The sequence below is a fragment of the Prevotella sp. lc2012 genome, from assembly GCF_900107065.1.
Taxonomy (GTDB): Bacteria; Bacteroidota; Bacteroidia; order Bacteroidales; family Bacteroidaceae; genus Prevotella.
This window is the reverse complement of the sequence record NZ_FNUF01000002.1, coordinates 614584-635090: the sequence shown is the minus strand read 5'-3', so window position 1 is coordinate 635090 and position 20507 is coordinate 614584. Positions and strand designations below refer to the sequence as shown.

Annotated in this window: 11 protein-coding genes, 1 pseudogene and 1 riboswitch; of the genes and pseudogenes, 4 read left to right on the top strand and 8 right to left on the bottom strand. The window is 51.8% G+C overall.

Features of this window, described 5'->3' with window-relative positions; translation table 11 throughout:
* The first annotated feature begins 3 nt into the window (after nucleotides 1-3).
* From BLU99_RS06555 to BLU99_RS06545, 3 genes and pseudogenes are all read left to right on the top strand, one after another.
* Complete coding sequence (locus BLU99_RS06555; protein WP_091900375.1) at nucleotides 4-1164, top strand: AraC family transcriptional regulator; 1161 nt, start codon at nucleotides 4-6, stop codon at nucleotides 1162-1164.
* 6 nt (nucleotides 1165-1170) lie between these two features.
* Nucleotides 1171-2829 carry a beta-N-acetylhexosaminidase gene (locus BLU99_RS06550; protein ID WP_091900374.1) on the top strand — a complete coding sequence of 553 codons (1659 nt, stop codon included), beginning with the start codon at nucleotides 1171-1173 and terminating at the stop codon, nucleotides 2827-2829.
* Nucleotides 2830-2911: 82 nt separating this feature from the next.
* Nucleotides 2912-3988, top strand: a pseudogene (locus BLU99_RS06545) (PIG-L family deacetylase); the annotation flags it as partial.
* On the opposite strand, the gene BLU99_RS06540 reads toward BLU99_RS06545, so the two are convergent.
* The gene (locus BLU99_RS06540; RefSeq protein ID WP_091900372.1) at nucleotides 3946-5250 is read right to left on the bottom strand and encodes an MATE family efflux transporter; all 1305 of its coding nucleotides are present in this window, start codon (nucleotides 5248-5250) and stop codon (nucleotides 3946-3948) included. The pseudogene BLU99_RS06545 and the gene BLU99_RS06540 sit on opposite strands and share 43 nt — an antisense overlap.
* Nucleotides 5251-5369: 119 nt before the next feature.
* Nucleotides 5370-5556: riboswitch (cobalamin riboswitch) on the top strand.
* 315 nt (nucleotides 5557-5871) lie between these two features.
* Here BLU99_RS06540 and BLU99_RS06535 point away from each other — a divergent pair.
* Nucleotides 5872-6675 (top strand): alpha/beta hydrolase family protein, encoded by an 804-nt coding sequence (locus BLU99_RS06535; protein WP_091900371.1) that lies wholly within the window; start codon nucleotides 5872-5874, stop codon nucleotides 6673-6675.
* A 91-nt stretch (nucleotides 6676-6766) separates the two neighbouring features.
* Here the strand turns inward: BLU99_RS06535 and BLU99_RS06530 are convergent, their stop codons facing one another.
* From BLU99_RS06530 to BLU99_RS06500, 7 genes are all read right to left on the bottom strand, one after another.
* Nucleotides 6767-9529: a porin family protein gene (locus BLU99_RS06530; RefSeq protein WP_255397476.1), complete on the bottom strand. Its 2763-nt coding sequence runs from the start codon at nucleotides 9527-9529 to the stop codon at nucleotides 6767-6769.
* Nucleotides 9530-9912: 383 nt separating this feature from the next.
* Nucleotides 9913-11172 (bottom strand): DUF2264 domain-containing protein, encoded by a 1260-nt coding sequence (locus BLU99_RS06525; protein WP_091900369.1) that lies wholly within the window; start codon nucleotides 11170-11172, stop codon nucleotides 9913-9915.
* Entirely contained in the window at nucleotides 11169-12932 is a 1764-nt protein-coding gene (locus BLU99_RS06520; protein ID WP_255397475.1) for a heparinase II/III family protein, read from the bottom strand. The genes BLU99_RS06525 and BLU99_RS06520 overlap by 4 nt, the downstream gene beginning before the upstream one ends.
* A 116-nt stretch (nucleotides 12933-13048) precedes the next feature.
* On the bottom strand, nucleotides 13049-14197 hold the full coding sequence (locus BLU99_RS06515) for a glycoside hydrolase family 88/105 protein (RefSeq protein ID WP_091900368.1): 1149 nt from the start codon (nucleotides 14195-14197) through the stop codon (nucleotides 13049-13051).
* Nucleotides 14198-14368: 171 nt separating this feature from the next.
* The gene (locus BLU99_RS06510) at nucleotides 14369-16045 is read right to left on the bottom strand and encodes a RagB/SusD family nutrient uptake outer membrane protein (protein WP_091900367.1); all 1677 of its coding nucleotides are present in this window, start codon (nucleotides 16043-16045) and stop codon (nucleotides 14369-14371) included.
* A 14-nt stretch (nucleotides 16046-16059) separates the two neighbouring features.
* Nucleotides 16060-19110 (bottom strand): SusC/RagA family TonB-linked outer membrane protein, encoded by a 3051-nt coding sequence (locus BLU99_RS06505; protein ID WP_091900366.1) that lies wholly within the window; start codon nucleotides 19108-19110, stop codon nucleotides 16060-16062.
* A gap of 135 nt (nucleotides 19111-19245) precedes the next feature.
* The gene (locus BLU99_RS06500; RefSeq protein ID WP_091900417.1) at nucleotides 19246-20364 is read right to left on the bottom strand and encodes a glycoside hydrolase family 43 protein; all 1119 of its coding nucleotides are present in this window, start codon (nucleotides 20362-20364) and stop codon (nucleotides 19246-19248) included.
* Nucleotides 20365-20507: the final 143 nt, after the last annotated feature.

Genomic DNA, 20507 nt, shown 5'->3' with positions numbered 1-20507 from the left:
CCTATGACCAAGCTCATCCTCTCGACAGACTTCACGGAGACCTACGCGACCAAGCTGTTACGCGGCATCCTGAAATACTCCCATCAGACAGAGCCTTGGGTCATCTGCCGCATGCCACCGTCGTTCCGTAAGACATACGGCATCCCGAAGGTCGTGGAATGGGCCAAGAACTGGGATGCCGATGCCATCATCGCACAGTTTGAGCCCGACGACGAGGTGTCGCTCTTCAAGGAGGCCGGCATCATCGCCATCGCTCAGGATTATAAACAGCGGTTCACGGAGATTCCCAATATCACCAGCGACTATACCGCTTCGGGAAGGAAGGCCGCCGAGTTCTACTTCATCAAGGGCTTCAAGCACTTTGCCTATTACGGTTACGAGGATGTGATATGGAGCGATGAACGTGGAAAAGGCTTCAGGGACTACCTGACAGAGAACGGCATCAGCGACAAGTATATCTTCGAGTTCAAGAAACAGAGTCTCGACGAGCTCTGGCACTACGAGAGTCAGCCACTGAAAGAGTGGCTGTCGGCCCTTCCCAAGCCCGTCGCTATCTTTGCCTGCGACGACACAAGAGCGAACATCATCATCGAGCTCTGTAACACGATGTCGCTGCGCGTGCCCGTCGACGTGGCCGTGCTCGGCGTCGACAACGACGATCTCACCTGCCGACTCTCCTATCCGGAGCTGTCGAGCATGGACCTCGATGTGGAGAAGGCCGGCTACGAGACTGCCGATCTGATCATGAAGATGAAGGAACACTGGGACATGAAGCCCAATGATATCATCGTTCATGATACCGGCATCACCGAGCGGACCTCTACCGACATCTTTGCTACGACCAATCCCAATGTGTTAAAAGCGTTGTGGTATATCCACACAAATATCTCTCATCCAATCTGTGTCGGCGATGTCGTCGCACAGGTGTCAGTGTCGCGTCGCCTCCTGGAACAAGAGTTCCGGGAGGAGACCAGCGTCACCATCTACGACTACATCTCCAAGCTCCGTATGGAGAAACTCGCCCAACTGCTGCTGACAACCAACGAGCCACTCGACATGCTGGCTGTCATGGTCGGCCTCAACGATGCCAAGAACCTGGCTCGTCAGTTCAAGGCATATAAAGGGATGACACCACTGGAATATAAGAAAAAATATAAAATCTGACCAACAATGAAAAGAATCTATTCGCAGGTCTTCCTGACCATCGGCATCCTTTGTTCAACGGTGCTGACCGCCCATGCACAGGTCACCGCAGATTATCAGGTGGTACCTCTCCCTGACCAGATCGTCATGCAGAAAGGGAAACCGTTTGTCCTTGACAAGAACACCGTCATCATAGCCGATAACGACGGAGCGATGACACGCAACGCCCAGTTCCTCCAGGAGTACATCCGTACCAACACCGGTATCGAGGTGCAGATGGGAAGCGGTAAGGTGAAGAACGCCATCACGCTCCGACTGGACCAGACCGTCCCGTCGAAGGAGGGCTATCGTGTCAGCATCAGTCAGAAAGGCATCAGCATCAGCGGTGCCACACCAGCCGGTGTCTTCTACGGCATCCAGATGCTGAGAAAGGCTATCCCTTGCGACACGGTCAGTGAGCAGGTGATCCTGCCAGCCGCCGACATCACCGACAGTCCACGCTTCGGTTATCGGGGCATGCACCTTGACGTGTGCCGTCATTTCTTCGACACGGACTTCGTCAAGGAATACATCGACCTGCTGGCCTTGCACAACATGAACGTGTTTCACTTCCACCTGACAGACGATCAGGGCTGGAGAATAGAGATCAAACGCTACCCCAAACTCACGGAGGTCGGTGGCTACCGTTCAGGAACTGTTCTGGGCCGTAACTCAAGCGTCGACGACCATACCCGTTACGGTGGCTACTACACCCAGGAGCAGTTGCGCGATATCGTGAAGTATGCCGAGGAGCGCCATATCACCGTCATCCCCGAAATCGAGATGCCCGGTCATACGTTAGCCATCCTGGCCAGCTACCCGGAGCTCGGCTGTACCGGTGGACCCTACGAGGTAGGTCATTTCTGGGGTATCTATAGCGATATCCTCTGTGCCGGTAAGGAGGAGACCTTCGCCTTCATGGAGGGGGTGCTCGACGAGGTGATGGACATCTTCCCGTCAAAGTATATCCATATCGGCGGTGACGAGGCACCCAAGACGAAATGGGAGAAATGCCCTCTCTGTCAGAAGCGTATCGATGAGGAGCAGATCAAGAGCGATGGTAAGGTCAGTGCAGAGGATCTGCTACAGGGCTATTTCACCCGTCGCATCAACAAATACCTGACCCAGCATGGGCGCCGTCTCATCGGTTGGGACGAGATTGCCGACTTCGGCATCGACACCACCGCCACCATCATGTCGTGGCAAGGATCGGAGCCAGGCATCAAGGCCGCAGCGAAGGGCTTCGACGTGATCATGGCTCCGTCGGACTATGCTTACTTCGACAAATACCAGATCGATGACGACTACTTCGAGCCGAAGCTCATCGGCGGTTGTCTCACCGTAGAGAAAGTGTACAACTACGAGCCGCTGAGCGATACTGCAGCCCCACAGGATGCCAGCCATATCCTGGGTGTTCAGGCGAACCTCTGGACGGAGTATATCCCCATCAAGGAACTGGCCGAGTATCAGGTGCTGCCACGTATGGCAGCCCTGGCGGAAGTGCAATGGCTGGATCCCGCGAAGAAAGACTACCAGCAGTTCCTCCCGCGTCTCGACAGACTGGTACAGCTCTATCGCAAATACGGCCTTACCTATGGCTTGCATGTATGGCCCGAGCTATACAAACAAAACAGAGAAGTTTTTTAAATACCAAAGCACTATATATATGAACTTAAACCTCACTTCTCAGATTAAGATGCCCGACCACAAGCTGCGCCGCCAGGTTATCGAACTGTGCCAGAAAGTCGGGAAGCCTTTACTCAAGCTGTCCACAAAAGATTATGTGGACAATGGTCTGGGTCAGCTCGTCAAAGAGTTTGACGGTCAGGCCGGTCTGGTAAACATCGAGGTGTTCAACGAACTGCAGCACACCATCACCGGCTGGCCCGGTGGAAAGCCCGACGTCGACGACACCTACCGTCCGGAGCGCGCCACGCCCTACCCCAAGCGTGTCATCGTCTTCTCCCCACACCCCGATGATGATGTCATCTCCATGGGTGGCACCATCCGTCGACTGATGCAGCAGGGACATGACGTGCACATCGCCTACGAGACATCCGGCAATATCGCCGTCGGCGACGAGGAGGTGACACGCTTCATGCATTTCATCAACGGTTTCAACAAGATCTTCGCCAACGGCTCCGACGAGGTAATCAAGTACAGCTACCAGTCGGTGAAGGCCTTCCTGAAACAGAAGAAAGAAGGTGATCTCGACAATGAGACGGTGCTGCGCCTGAAAGGCCTCATCCGTCGTGGCGAGGCCCGACTGGCCTGTGGCTACAACGGCATCAACAGCGATCACATCCACTTCCTCGACCTGCCCTTCTACGAGAGCGGCAAGATCGAAAAGCTGCCGATGTCGGAGAACGATGTGCTACCGATCCAGCAACTCATCGCGGAGGTGAAGCCTCATCAGATCTACGTGGCTGCCGACCTGGCCGATCCTCATGGCACCCACAAGAAATGTACCGACGCCGTTCTGGCTGCTATCGACGAGGAGAAGAAAGCGGGTGCAGAGTGGCTGAAGGACTGCCGTGTATGGATGTACCGCGGTGCCTGGGCAGAATGGGATGTGGCCGACATTGAGATGTGCGTGCCGATGAGTCCGGAGGAACTACGTGAGAAGCGTAATGCCATCCTGCGCCATCAGAGTCAGATGGAGAGTGCCCCGTTCATGGGTAATGACGAGCGATTGTTCTGGCAGCGCGCCGAGGATCGCAACCGCGACACGGCGAAGCGCTATGATGATCTCGGTCTGGCATGTTACGAGGCCATGGAGGCCTTCGTGGAATACCATATCGTCTGAATACCCCCTCTCATGAGTAGATAGATAACCATGGCTAACCACAGGCCATGGTTTTTTAGTATGCCGGCCGTCAGCCCGTAGATGACGAAGAACAATAGGGCCGATACCAACGACGATACCAGCATCCCTCTGGTGGCTGTCATCCCGATGAACAGCCCATCCCAGATGAAGGCCGCCGCTCCGGCAGTTGGTATAAGCCAGACCCACCACAGATAGTCGTACGAGGTTGCCAGCACCTGTGGCTCGTCGGTCAGGATACCCACGATCGCTTGTCCTCCCACCACATACAACAAGGTAAAGAACACGGTCATCAGCACAGCCCAGCCAAACAGGTGGCGGACCGTCTCACGGAACACCAGTTTGTTGCCTGCCCCGTAATAACGGCCTCCCAGCGCTTCTCCGGCATAGGCAAAGCCGTCCATGAAATAAGAGAAGAACAGGTAGAGCTGCATCATTACCGTATTGACCGAAAGAATCACTGCCCCATGACGGGCACCAGCGGATGTAAAGAAGAGGTTCACCAGAACCAGGCACAGTGTACGGAGGAAGATGTCACGGTTGACATGGAAGAAACGGCTCATCGCCGTGCGGACGAACGCGCCTTGCAGAACCAGATAACAGCGCAGACGACCGTAGTAACGGAAGAACAGACCTACCGCCATGAGGAAGCCCGCATACTGTGCGATGACCGTTCCAAGGGCCACTCCCTCGATCTTCATGCCGAATCCATAAACCAACAGCAGACTCACCAGGATGTTGATCACGTTCTGAGTGATGGAGATCAGCATGGGAATACGGGTGTTCTGCATGCCGATATACCAACCCGACAGACTGAACAGTCCCAGAGAGGCCGGAGCGCCCCAGACCACAATGTAGAAATAGGTGGTGGCCGATGGCTGCACGTCGGCTGTCGGACCGATCAACCAGAACATCATGAGCCGCAGTGGCACCTGGAGGACCAACAGGACAAAGGCAATACCCAAGGCGATGGCCATCGAGCGTAACAGTAAACGTCCAACCTCCGGGAGGTCACGCCGACCCAAGGCCTGTGCTGTCAGTCCACTCGAGCCCATCCGCAGGAAACCGAAAAGCCAGTAGACCAGGTTGAAGATCATCGAGCCGACCGCCACCGCCCCGATATAGACGGCACTACCCATGTGTCCCACGATGGCCACATCGATCATCCCGAGCAAGGGCACGGTGATATTCGATATGATCGATGGCAAGGCGATCTGCAAGATCTGTCGGTCTCTCTGATTCATTCGTATGCAAAATTACGAAATATCGCACTCCCACCGCACATTTTGCAAGAAAAAGTGCATTTTTTCTCGTTTTTCTTGTTGAATTAGACAATTTTATCTATCTTTGCACCCGACAGCCCGAAAAGCTGTCCCATCAGGGTTTGCTTAACCGCAATTAATTGGGAACGTGAGTGAGAATCTCCGACTGTCCCGCAGCTGTGAGCTCCCGTATGGCTCTGAAGTGAGAAAAGCCATTGCCCATCAGGGCGAGAAGGTACTTCAGGGTGGAGCGAAGTCAGAAGACCAGCCTTGAATGGAAGAAGCCGACAATCCTCGATGTAAGGATGAGAGGCAAAACGAATGCCTTTGTTGGGAAAAGTCAGTAATAGTTCTGGAGTTCGTGTGGACTCTTTGTAACGTTACATACGTGTATTATTATATAGGTTTGTGAAAGAGACCCAGCCGCGAGGCCCGGTCTCTTTTGATGTTTCTGTATTGCCTTACACGACACGGATGTATCATTTTAATACGTGAAATGACCGCATGACACTTTGAGCATGTCTAATCATACATTCCAGCCATCCTACTCCAACGTTTTCCGCTATCTTTGCAGTATTATTATCTTCACTAATCAATTAACATATGAACTGGAAAAAAAGACATTATCTACTACTGGGTCTGGTCTTCATGACCATCGGAGCATGGGCACAGACAGAAGAGTTATGGGTACAGAATGGGGAGCGTAACATCTATGGTGTGCTGAACCATCAGAAAGAGACAGGTAAAAAACAGCCATTGGCTATCATCGTGCACGGCTTTAACGGTTCACACGATTGGGGTCGCAACTACTTCGACACATTCAGCTCAATGGGTTATATGTGTTACACGTTTGACTTCCCCTGCGGATCGGCAAACAACAGGAGCGACAGCAACACGATGAACATGTCGATCATCGACGAGAAGCACGATCTGGAGGCCATCGTGAACTATTTCAAGAAGCGCCCGGATGTGGATGCCAGCAGGATCGTACTCGTGGGCGAGAGTCAGGGCGGACTGGTGGCGGCCCTCACTGCCGCTGAGATGCCAGAAGATATCAGTCAACTGGTGCTCGTCTTCCCCGCCATTGCCCTAGGCGACAATCACGACACCCGTCCTATAGAAAATATGCCGGACACCACCCGTATCTGGGATGTGCCTTTGGGTAAGCGCTACTTTATGGAACTGCGCGACATACACTCCTTTGATGTGATAGGACGCTACGAGAAGCCCGTCCTAATCATCCAGGGTGACAACGACAATGTGGTACCGCTCTTCAGCACACAAAGAGCCGCGAGGAGATATAAGGATGTCCGTATGCACATCATCCACGGCGCCGGCCACGGCTTCAATGCCAAGGAGTTTGAGGAGTCGCTTCAGCCAATCAAGAACTTTATCAAACACGATTAATTATCTGATTGCGGCAGATGCCATTATCAAAAGAGACCCAGCCTTATAGCTGGGTCTCTTTTGATATTCTATGATGAGCGACAAACAGCTATCATTCTTCACTTTTCTTTTTCGCTTTTACGAGGAAACGCCATGAGAGGGAAAGCATGTAGTACTGCGGGATACAGTTCCGCCAGGTCTCGGTTTTCCCCTGTGCGTTCATGATTAACTGTGTATTGGAGAACTGATGCAGGATATCGAATCCCTGTAGTCGCACAAAGAGTTTTCCTTTGCAAATAGCCTTACTAATCTGGGCATTCCACACCCAGTCGGTGGTGTTCATCTCCGTCTGATGATAGCCCCGACGAGCAAACATCGTAATGTCTGATGTGAGCTGTGCGCCCCACGGTAACTTCACCTGCGCATTAGCCCCCAGGCTGTAGTCGCCAGCCCGGATATGAGTGAAACCACTCCGTTTGCTATCAATGAGATAGTAATCGGCACCACCATGAAGCGTCAGCTCCAGGTCGTCGTTGGCACGATAGTTGAGCTTCAGCTCGTCGCCGATCTTCCAGTTGTTGACAATGCTGCGCACACTCTCCGCATATCCCTCAACACTGGCCATATCTACACAATGGTTATAGTTCACCGTCGATCTGTTCTCAAGGGAGAGCTTCTTATCCTTATCCAAAGGACCATAGATGCTCCAGCCACCATTCAGGTCCCAGTTGCCATTCACGCTGACCGGCCTCATCGTAGAGATACCCGACGACTTATTGAACGAGAGACTATAAGCGACGCTATGATCCGTCTGATGGTAGTTGGCCCACAGACTGAAGTTCAGTTTCTGATTTCTATGGGTTGAGAGGTTCAGATCCACATAGTAACGATGGAGATTCTTCAGATCCGGATTTCCCAAGAAGACAGATAGCGGGTTACTATCGTCGCGATAGTCGATCATCGACGTCAGGTCGGGGAAGTCGGACTTGATGCCAGCCGACAACATATACCCGATCTTTCCACTATGCGAGCGAAGACTGATATCCGGCTCGACGAAAGCCTTACTATGCGGCAGATGATAATGATCTGTACGCGTATAATGAAGGTGAGCATTCACCATCCTGACAGGCATATTAAGCAAGAACTCTCCGTTGATGGCTTTCAGCTGAAAGAGGAAGAAATGCAAGTTGAAGAGATGCTCGTTACGGTATTCGTGGTAGCGATAGCTGTTTCCCCTGTCGATGACCTGAGCGAGAGCCTCTCTGGTTGACGGAAGAACATCAAACCGACTGCTGTCTCTGCCGATGATCTTATCCAAACGATACAGGTCATTATAATGCTTGTTGTAAGTATAACGATATTTATATTGGGGCTGAATGGAGACACTGCGTATCTGCCAGTTATAGCTGAGTCCACCGGCAAGGCTTATCTCTTGCTGTGGCTTATGAAGATAACTATTCCGATAATCCATAGGCCTTCCTTCCCGGAAGAATCTTGCCTGATCGCGCGAGAATGTCTTCTGCTGGCGCCGGTTATAACCAAAGGAGGCTTCCACCCTGAACATGTCTGTCACAAAGGTACGGAAGCCGGTCTCCGTCCCGATGCTTACATTCAAGTCATTGCCGTGATGACTATTGTCGGATATCATCTGGTTGATTTCAGCCATAATATCGGATACCGTCTCTGCAGAATACCCCATACCCTGTGTCCGGGCATAGGAGAGATTGACATGATTGATAGATGTATACTTTTTGTCCTTGGTAGTATGATAGACGAAGTTATTGCTGAGACGATCTGTGCCACTGGTATTTTTCGACTGTCGAAGAAGATACGAATCATCGCCCTGAAGGTATGTCTGTGTCTCCTGCCTGGTCTCATTGTCGGCACCGACATGAGAGAACGTCAGCTCGTTGGTAACCCACTTATCATATCCATCAAGATAGTTGACATATGCCAGACCAGCGGTTTTTGTTGCCAACAGTCCGTCGGGTACGTCCTGCGGTCTCCATTCACCGCTGAGTTCTGCCTTCTGGTTGTCGTTCAGATTATTGATGTTATAATAGGCCCCTATCCGCTCCTTGTCGGAGAAGCGCATACCAAATCCCCGTGTCTTATAACGCTGGTGTGTCCCTACGCCGGCTTCTATATTTCCCATCCAGTTGGTAGCGTATTCCTTCTTCAGGCGCACGTCCATCACAAAAGAGTGATCGCCCATATTGCGCCCCATCATCGTTGAGGTCAGTCCTTCTTTGTTGTATACCTTGATCCTGTTAACCGTATATGCAGGCAGGTTCTCCAAGGCAACCTTAGGATTACCCGCAAAGAAGTCGTGACCATTAACCAGCAGGCTCTCAATATACTGGCCGTTGACATAGATCTTACCATCACTGGTCAGTTTTGCCCCAGGCAGACGGGCTATCAGTGCGTCAAGCATACTTCCTTCCGCCAGATTAAACGCAGTAGCATTATAGACAATTGTATCGCCACGCATGACCATCTTGATCTTCGTAGCCTTCACAAGCACCTCAGGAAGCTCGTGGGAGATCCTCAGCATACGGATAGGTTTAACAGGAATCATCATCTCACGATGACTACGGATATCAATGTTCATATAGGCATCATTATAATCGTCCATCGTCGCCTTCAGGATATAACGCCCTTTCTCCAATACCGTCTTGAGTTCATAAGAAGCCACCTCCTCACCCGTCATGGGATCGGTATAAAAGTTTTCCGCCTGTGTACTATCTATCACCGTACTGTCGGCAGTCATCAAGAAGATACGAGCCTTGAGTGACTTACCCGAGATATTGTCGACAGCCCTTCCGGAGATTGAATACTCATAGTCTTTTCCTTCAGCCTGCAGACTTTGGAACATGACGATCAAGAATGGTAAAATGATGCGAATAGCAGAACAAGAATAATGATACATATTTGGTTGAATGATTGATAATTGAATGCAAATATAGTAAAAGATCTTGAATCGACAAAGATTATTCGTTTCTTTCACGCCAATGAGTTCAAAGAACCACTTCGGTACATCAAACACTTTGAACGAAAAAAAGATGTAGGGAATGAGGGATGTGTATGGTCTGTCTTAACGTAAGAAGGCATCCCTGAGTGTCGTGGGAAGCATTGGTAATGATGTTATCGATGGTTTCTCTAAAAGTAAAACAACTTGTTTTGGTGTGAAAGGAGGCATCTCTTTACTTGTAAAAGACTATCTCCACGACACCAAAACAAGTTGTTTTACTGTAATGACTACCATTTGTCATGGGTACGGATATCATCGGACCAACGGTGATCCTTAGGGAACGGCTGTCCTCCCCATGCCTTCACTTGCGTCCAGGACTCGGGGGCATCGGTCCAGAAAGGATGGTCGGCAGGCAGTCCGAGCGGCATAAAGGCCAGACTGGTCATATAGAGTGAGCCGTTGTTCGTGTACCAGTCGGCGATATCGGGCTGCGAGCCACAGAAGCCGATGGTCAGATAACCACCCTCATTGAAGTTCTTCGGGACATCGAACATCCGATGGAACACCTTCGTGAGAGCCGCACGCACCTGTCCGTTGGAAAGCTCTGCCGGCAGTGTCTGATACCATGCCATCAGTGCCAGAGGCTGCATGACAGCCATCCTGTAGGGTATCGAACGACCGACAACGGGGAATGTCCCCTCCGGGGAGATGAACCGCTCCAGGATAATGGCGAACTTCTGGGCACGCTTCAGGGCACGGTCATGGTATTTCTGATAGTCGAGACGGGTATTCGCCTTGGCATCGACCATGGCCTGCAGCGTCTCCAGATACATGGCATGGAACACATAACTGCTATAGTAGTCGAAGGCGAAGACGGGACCGTCGGCATACCAGCCGTCGCCCACATACCACTCCTCGACCTTCCGGCAGGCGGTGTTCACACGGAACTCATCGTACTGGGCACCGGCCTTCGCCAACAGACTCTCGGTGGTCGCCGAGAAGAGGAACCAGTTGGTATAGGGCGGATCGATCTTACGCATGCCCTGGAACTCCTTGATATAACGCTGCTTGGTGACCTCGTCGAGCGGCATCCACAGGGTATCCCACGCACGGAGGAACGACTCGGCTATATAGGCGGCATCGACAAGATTCTGACCAGCCTTTCCCCAACAGAGGTAGTCGGGAGAATCAGGATCGACGGAGTTCTTATAGGCGGCCAAGGCCCACTCGCGGAGCTGACGGCGCTGCAGACCCTCTGCGGTATCATCGTCGGGCAGCGTGAGCCACGGGGCGATGCCGGCCATCAAGCGACCGAATGTCTCCATATAGACGACACTGCGGTCACGGTTGTCGAACGAGGGAGAGAACTCCGTCTGCATATTCTTCTGCAGCTCTCCTTTGGCCATGTTCTCCAGCACAGGCTGTGCCATCTGATAGGCAAGACTGCACCAGTACTCGCGCTCGGTCTGCACATGCTTCGCTTTCTTAGCGGCATGTAGTGGCAGAAGCAGCACGACGGCTGCTACCAGTAGTAAGGTTCTTTTCATTGGATCGTGTATTTGATTTGATTCTTTGTTTTCTTCGATTTCACCGTCATCACGATGCGATACATCTTCTCCCCCCACATTCCCTTTAGTAGTGGGTCGAGCAGATCGCTAATATCCTCAACGGTCACATCCAACTGACGGGTGTCGTAACGGATATGCTGGATGGCATCAGGACGGGTGGTCATCAGCATCAGTCGTGTTGGTTGGCGGTATGCGTTGAGCTCATAGTCCTCGGTGACAGATATTCCCGATTTCATCGCCTGAACCGTACGCCTCCATGTCTTCACCATGGCCTCCTGCGGATAGGCACCGGCGATGTCGAGCGTCAGTCGACCGTTCTGATGAGCAACCACCCTCGCCGCATAAGACTTCCCCTCTCTCTGGTCTATGCCATTGATCTGCGGCAGATTGTGATAGCCAGACTGCATCGTCCAGATATCATAGCGCCCATCACTGAAGGTCTTAGCGGTATACTCGCCCACACCGGGGTCGATCAATAACGGTTCCTCGCCCTCCCCACCCTTTGGAGAGGTATAGACGACGAACGAGCCCACATCATTGTGGTTATGACTCTCACCGTTGTTGCCACCCTTCATGGCAACGAAGTATGTCGGGGCCGTGGCATTCCCACTGCCACGACGGGCGGTCATGATCTGCAGATCGCTGAGCCACACGTCTTTCAGCAACGGCTCACGCGGCTTTTCTGCGATGAAATCGCGGATATGGCGTAGGAAGAAAAGCTCCCGACCGAGTGTCGGGAAGTTTCCGCTCCTGTCATAGAGGACTGCCGGATCAGTGAGCACCCCTTTGCGGTGACCCAGCCAGGCTCCGAACTCACGCATGGTCTTGTCGCCAAGAAAGAGACCAAAAGGGTAAACGATGTTCACCTGTTGCACAGCCTTGTTCTCGTGTGCATCGGCGAAGTTCACGCAGTAGTCGTTGCCGATATAGGTCTTATAGGCATAGGCGGCCATGTTTCTTATCTTACGGGCCTTCCCTTCTGCCACTACAGGGTCACCAGAAGCCCAACCATCTACCGTCAACAGGTTCAGTACCTCGAACATAGAGGCCGCCGCCCGATCCCAATAGCCAGCTCCCTCGTCACAGCCGCCATCCTCGGGATAGGCATCGATAAAGGCGTTGGTAGCTTTCCGTATCTGAGCGATGGCTTCAGTCCGACGAGTCTCATCCCTCTCACAGAGCAGCACACAGGTGAGCCAGTTGGAACAGATCCACGGGTTCCAGTTCATACCAGCCGTCTTCCACCAGTAGTCCCTTTCAAGAGCAGGCACAAGGATGCGCCGTTCTATCTCACGGTCTAACCGCCGACAGAGGTCGGGCGAGAAGGCGCCGAACGACTTCTCGAGCATATACCTGGTCCAGGCTACCAGACTGGCTGTCTCTGCGTTGAAGAGGTCGACCTCCTGTAGCTCTGGCTGTGGGACGGCCTTGCCATAGTGAGCGGGGATGCCCCACCAGGTCTCCTCGCAGAAACTCCCCATTCCATCGATGATGTCACGCAGAAACCGGCCGTCACCCTCCATAATCTCCGCCATGACAAGAGCCGCCAACTGACGACGCTTTTCGAAACAGAGACTTTCGTAGTTTACCCGGTTGCCCTTTGTCTTGAACTCAGCGAAGACCGTCCAAGGCAGCACCGTCCACGGTCTGTCAAGGTACTGCTCACCATACCTGATATAGCTCTGACGCATCTCCACGGGAATGGAGTCGCGCCAGAACGGGTTATCTGCCTGTGGCAAGAGTCTCGTCTGGGCGCTTGTCTTTGAAACACAGAAACACAGAGATACCAAGAAGAATGTACAGAATAGGCACACTCTGCATCTCCGTATCCCTGTGTTATTCTTGAGTAAAGACATCATCGACTGATATATCTCGTATATTCACATGCTGCCAACAGGAAAGCACCGACACCGAAATTCTGCTGCGAGTCGGCGTTGATGACCTGTCCGGGAATGGCACGGTCGCCGATGGGCTGCACATAGCCGATCTTCCCGTCGTGCTGCAGAGCCGTCTCCGTCAGATATCTCCAGGCTCTCTCTATCACCGGAGCGAACTCCTTCTTCTGGAGATAACCGTGGTTCACTCCCCAGAGCAGACCATAGCAGAAGAACGCCGTACCAGAGGTCTCAGGACCTGGCGCCTGACGAGGATCCATCATCGAACGGGTCCAGTAGCCCTGCGGCTGCTGTAGCTTGGCCACCGTCCGGGCCATACGTGTGAACTTCTCTACGAAGAACGGCTGACGGACATAAGTCTCTGGCGTATCTTGCAGCACCTTAGCCAGTCCGGCGAGCACCCATCCGTCGCCACGCGCCCAGAAATCCTTCTTACCGGCTTCGGTCTTATGCTGCGGATAGACATACCGGCCGTCGCGGTAGTACAGGCCCGTCTCTGCATCCAGCATGATACTGTCGCTGTAGAGGATATTCTCGTAGAGCTTACGGAGATACTTGGTGTCACCCGTCAGACGATACATCTTCGTCATCACAGGCATCACCATATAGAGGGCATCGGCCCACCACCAGTAATCGTGCACCTTCGAGTCGGCCTCATAGCCCATCACTTCCTTGGCACGAGCCACCTTCTTCTCGTCTTTGGAGAGGTTATAGAGATCGATATACGTCTGGAAGCATATCTGCCAGTCGCCGAAGAGCACGTAGTCCTGTCCTTCGCCATACTGTTTGTATTTCCAGTTGGCAGGATCAGGTTCGGCAGCTCCCTTCCACTGGTTGTGCTCCGCCCAACGGATGCTATAGTCGAGCATCTGCTGATCCTTCAGCAACTTATAGACCTCCATATTCCCTGTATGGTAGGCAGCATTGTCCCAGAAAGAGCGGACCTCTGCCGGATTATTCGTCTGCCAGTAGGTGTTCACCTTCCGGATGACATCCTTCACCTCGTCGACCGTCCATACCTTGCTCTGAGAAGATAAAGGCCGACGGGCATAGCCCGGGGATAGCGCCAGTACAGAAAACAATGCAGTAATATATAATAATTTCCTCATTTCTGTTATGATTAATGTCTAGTCTCTGCAAATATACAAATAATCTGCAGAAAAAACGTGTCATCAGAAAACTGTTTCCTTAAAAAGGGACAGTCTACATCACGCAGACTGTCCCTCAGCCTTAGAAATGCTAACTAATAACCTAATTATGTATGAACTTAATGTATATGCTTAATAGCCGGGATTCTGCTCCAGCACAGCATCCTTGTTCAGCTGGATCTCTGACAGAGGTATCGGCAGCAGGGTGTGCGTGGCGGGATCGAAGCCGCTGATAGCCTTGCTCGGTGTGGTCTCTGCCCATTCCGGTTTCATCATCATCTGAACACGCTCGGCCAACTTACCTGTGCGACAGAGGGTGTAACGACGGTTCTCCTCACCAACCAACTCACGGATGCGCTCGTCGAGCAGGAAGTCCATCGTCATCTGTGCAGCAGTCACCTTACCAGCCTCAGCCTTGCCAGTCTCTGCACGATAGGTCTTGAAGGCACGGTCGCGCAGCACATTGATGTCCTCAGCAGCACCAGCGGTATTGTTCTGCTGGATACGAGCCTCGGCACGGAGCAGATAAGCATCGGCAAGACGCATCAGAGGCCAGTCCTTGATCAACGACCATCCGAAGTCGTCGGTCTCGTCATAGCCGCCCCACTTGGTGGTGTGCGGGTACATCACAGCAAGCGTGTCACCCACCGTCCAGTAGATACGGTCACCGGTCTTGATCGTCACCTTGGTAGCACCTGGCGTATCGTCGCTGACCCTGAATCCATCCAGCACCGAGATCTCCTTGTTGATGTCAGGCTTGTTGCAATAGAGGATACGACGGATGTTATGGTTCGAGTTGCGGATATCGCCCTCTTCCCAGATACCATACTTCACATAGTTGCTCAGGCGCAAACGACCGTTACCACGTCCACCGATAGAGTCGGCGTTCTGCATGAAGTCTGTCAGCTTATGGAAGCCCGGTACCCAGTTACGACGCTGCTGCGGCGCATTGATGGTACCACCGGTCACGTCGCGCTCATACTCCATCTGGAAGACCCAGATACCTTCGGTGTTACCCTCAGAGCGGCGCTGGTTATGCCAGCGGAACATATCGCTGTAGTAGTCACCAGCATCAGCGAGATGCTTACCGTAGCGAGCCTGAATAAGCTTGTAGTTACCACTGTTGATGGTAGCCGACACGGCAGCCTCGGCCTCAGCAGCCTTACCCATGCGGAGGAAAGCCTCACCGGCCAGGATACGGGCACAATCCTTATTGATGCGGTTCTGTGTCTTGGTCTTGTCGACCTCCGGCAGGTTGTTCATCGCATCGATCAAGTCGGAATAGATGACAGCATCCACCTCGGCCACAGCATTACGGGTAAAGTCGGTACGCGGCTCTGCCTTGCTCTCAGTGAGCAGGGGCACCGGTCCCCACAAGGTTACGAGCATATTATAGCTGTAAGCACGGAAGAACTCCGCCTCTGCCTTTGCGGCCGCATCCACATTTTCAGTGTTAATGATGATATTCGCACTGTTGATGATGCTGTAGAGGGAGTTCCACAACTTACTGACACCACTGTTCTCAGCATTCAGAGAACCGTACTGATAGAAAGGCACCTCTACGCCCTGTGTATCACCAGGGGCACCTACGTCTGTTCCATCCTGCCAGCAGCCGGCAAAGCCCTGTTGGTCGCTCCAACCCCAGAGGTCGGCATATTTGTAATGCAGACCGATGACCTTTGCCTCGACATCGGACACATCTGTACCATATTTCGAGAACATCTTCTCGTCCAGATAGCTGTCGCTGCAGGAAGCCAAAGCCAGGGTGCTGACAGCTAGAACCGAATATATTGTATTTCTTAGTTTCATAATTGTAGCGTTTTTTAGAATGTGACGTTAAGACCGAATACAAAGCTCTTGGTCATAGGATAGTTGTTCTCATAACCGCTCCATCCGCGCTGGGTAATATTTGCCTCGGGATCCCATCCCTTCCAACTGGTGAAGGTATAAAGGTTACGACCACTGACATATGCTGTCAGAGCGTTGATATGGAGAGCATTGGTGACTACTGCCGGGAACACGTAGCTCAGCGTCACGTCCTTGATACGGGTGTAGCTGGCATTACGTGGGAAGCCATAGCCCCAACGGTTAGAGGTCTTGCTCAGTGAACGGTATTCGTTACTGCGGTTCTCGGCGGTCCAGTAGCCCACCTCGGTGGTTGAGTTACGACGGCCCTGCTCGTCGGCAGCCATTGCCAACAGTGAGTTGTTGCGCTTCAGTCCCTGAGCAGTCTGGATAAAGACACTCAGAGTGAATCCCTTGTAAGTGATCGTGTTCGTCAGACCGGCAGTCCACTTCGGAGTGGTCTGTCCCTGGATGGTCTTGTCGCCCTCCGGTGTAATCTTGTGGTCACCATCGATGTCGCGAAGCTTCACGTCACCGGGCTGTGCCTGCGGATCCTGGTTGAGGTGGTCGCCACGCTCAATCTCGTCCTCCTGCCAGATGCCTTCCATCTCATAGTCGTAGATTACGCCGATGGGTTGTCCGATAAACCAACGGTTGCCGATATCGTCCTTTCCATCACCATAGAGGTCCTTGATCTTGTTCTGGTTCCACGACCATACAAGCGATGTGCCCCATGTGAAGTCCTTCGTCACGATGTTCTTAGAGTTAATCGTCACCTCCAGACCCTTGTTGGCGGTCTTACCCATATTCATAAACACATCCGAGAAACCGGAGATCTTCGGCAGATTACGCTTCAGAAGAAGATCGTAGGTTCTAGAAGTGTAGAAATCAATGTTACCATTGATGCGGTTGTTCAAGATTCCAAAGTCAACACCGACATTAAACACCTTGGTAGATTCCCAACTCAGACCAGCGTTACCCATGCGAGCATTCGGATAGAGAGCGGTAGAAGACGACCCATCCATCGTAATGGGCTTATTATCCATCTTAGCAAGGGTCTCATATACGCCAATTGCCTCATTTCCAGTCTTACCGTAAGAAAGACGCAACTTCAGATTGTTCAGCCAGTCAACGTTCGACATAAACTTCTCGTTGGCGATGTTCCAACCAACAGCCACTGAGGGGAAAGTTCCATACTTGATGTTATCACCGAACACGGAAGAACCGTCACGGCGTGCTGTGATAGAGAACAGGTAACGGCTGTCGTACGAATAGTTCAGACGACCCATCTGCGAAACAGTCGAATACAAATCTGTGTAAGAACCTGCTGTCTGTGTGCTACCGCCACCGAGGTTGTGCCAGAGCAGTTCATCGTTAATAAACACACTGGCAGTCGCCTTATTCTCATGGTACTTCTTACGTGAAGAAGCATAAAGCAGGGTTACATCGAAATGGTGCTTCTGGATATCCTTAGCATAGGTCAGAATATTCTCTACCGTGCGGTTTTGAGTCTCTGCATTATAAACATAACCATAACCACCAGCATTGTTATACTGAGCCACACCATTATAGTAATCCTCACGTCTAGGAATATACGCATAGCCGACATTAAATTTATAGCGAAGTCCTGCCAGTGGTTTCCAGACATTCTCGAAGTTAATCTCTGCGTAAGCATTCAGATTTATATTCCAACGACGACGCTCATGATCCTGATCGATATACTGCATCGGGTTAAAGAAGAGGGTCTCGGAGTACATCGGATATTGTACATAATTGCCTTCGTCATCCTTAACCTTGGCATAGGGTGACATGGCCTCAGCCATCAGGAAGTTCACACGACCACCGTCGCGATTGTGCGATACAATATAGCTGTTGGTACCAACCTTCATATAATCGGTTACATCAACATCGATATTCGTACGCAAAGAGTAGCGCTTATAGTTAAAGCCCTTCAGCACACCCTTCTGATCCATATAGTCGCCCGAGACATAATAGGTAACTTTCTTGGCTCCGCCTCTTATGGTAACATTATGATCTTGGATAATACCAGTCTGAGAGGCAATATCATACACCCAGTCGTTTTCAATACCTGCGGCCTGGTTCTCGGCCTCGTTGGCGTACTTCACATAATCATTATACATGGTCTCACCAGCATTCTGGGCCACATAGTCCTTATAGCGCTGGGTGATCTGTGCACCATTGGCAAACTTCAGTTTCTTGGCAAAATCCTCAATACCCAGATAACCGTTGTAGCTGATGGTGGGTTTCTCATCCTTACCACGCTTGGTCGTAATGAGAATAACACCGTTGGAACCGTTGGTACCATAGATAGCGGTGGCAGTTGCATCCTTCAGGATCTCTATCGACTCGATATCGTTGGGGTTGATATCGTTGAGCGAACCATCATTCTTCGTCATGGGAATACCATCAACAACAACATAAGGAGTAGAGTTCGCTCCAATAGAGTTTTGTCCACGGACTAACGCAGAAGGACCATCGCCTGGGATGGAACTGCCCTGCGTGATAGTCACACCGGCAACAGCACCCTGAACGGCCTGCAGCACGTTGGTCACTGGCAGCTTGCTCAGACGATCCTTATTAACAGAGGTGACAGAACCGGTCACGTCCGACTTCTTCTGCACACCATAACCGACAACCACCACCTCGTCGAGAGCCGTCTCGTCTTCCTCAATCGTGATATTCAAGGTCTGTCCGACAGTGAAAGGCACTTCCTTTGTCAGATAACCGATGTAAGAGACAACGAGTGTTCCCGAACCTTGTACGTCCACAGCGAAGTTTCCGTTGAAATCGGTTACAGTACCTGCCTTTGAATTCTTGACCTTCACAGTGGCACCGATGACGCCCTCACCATTCTTGTCTACAACCTGACCTTTCACGACTCCAGTCTGCTGGACGGTCTGAACGGCCTGTGCTGCCATAGTTGGCAATGGAATGGCAATCATTCCTGCAGCCAACACCATCACGAAACATCGTTTACGAAATGGAATAGTTAGATTAGCATACTTCATTTGATAATGTTTTTAAGTTTTATTATTAGTTGAATGATAGTTCTTCTTGCATGTACAATGATGCTCTTGCCTGCAAAATTCGGAAATAATTCACGAAGGGGCGTCTCCTCATTGTGATTTGAGGGGCACAAATCGTTATTTCTTGTTAAACTGATCGAGCGACCAAGCATCTTGCCACCTGACGACAGGCTTACCGTCCTCGAACGCGATAGGCAGCCAAATATAACGGGCGTCACTCGGATGCCTCGGGCGCCAAATATCGGCCATGAAGATAAACTGATCTCCGACAGGCAGGATAAAGGTTGACTGTCCCTCAAAGGTAATCTCAGCCTTCGGTCCGACACAGGGAGTTGGATGCTGTGTCCACGGGCCCCAGATGCTGGGGGCGGAGAACATTCTGGCCTCGTTGGGTGCCCAACCAGTACAGCCCGAGGTAATCATCCAATAAGTACCGTCTTTCTTGAAGATGGCCGGAGCCTCGTTCTGTCCACCAGGAGCCACACGGGTATATCGGCCGGAGTGGTGCAGGAAGTCGGGTGCCAGCTCAGCAATATGGAGCGTGAGGTTATCCTCAGAAGAAAAGATATGATAGGCTTTCCCGTCGTCATCGACATAGAGGGTCATATCCCGGGCCATCTGTCCCGTCCCGAAATCGCGTTTCAGGAAAAGGCCCTCCTTGATGGCCTCACGCCATGTCAGTGTCCACCACTCTTTGAAATGCTCACCATCGAGGGTGTCGACGACTGCCAGCTCTTTCTCTCCGAACTCCACGGGGTAGATGCCGGGGTTGGCTCTTTGTGAATAAAGGAACCGATAAGGTCCTTCCGGACGGTCGCCGACGGCTACTCCGTAACGAGCGGCACTATAGCCCCGTCCCTTCAGTTCCAGATGGAACCACATACAGAACTTTCCCGTTACCTTATTATATATAACTTTCGGGCGTTCCAGAACGCAACCGCGCTCGATCTCACTACCCGGCTCGTCGGAGACGCTCAGTGCCACCCCGCAGTTTCGCCAGGTCGTCAGGTCTTCTGAAGCGTAGCACGTCACACCGACCATCGCCGACGAGGTGGTGTCGGCCTTATGCTCCCCGAACCAGTAATAGGTGTTCCCGAACTTCATGATACCACCGCCATGGGCGTTGATATGCCGGCCGTCGGTATCGGGCCATAGTTCACCGGAACGGATGGGTTTGTTATCCGCTGATGCGGACGCTGCTATGAAGAGTGCAGATAGTAAAAGTAGTTTTCTCATATTGCCTGTCATTGGTTTTGATGGCAAAATTAACCAAAAAAACGTTTAAGCGCTTCCCCTTATCATGATTTGAGGGAAACATATCGCCTTTTTTCGTAACTCTGCGGTCATTCGACCGCGAAGTTACTACGTCTCGGCAAAAA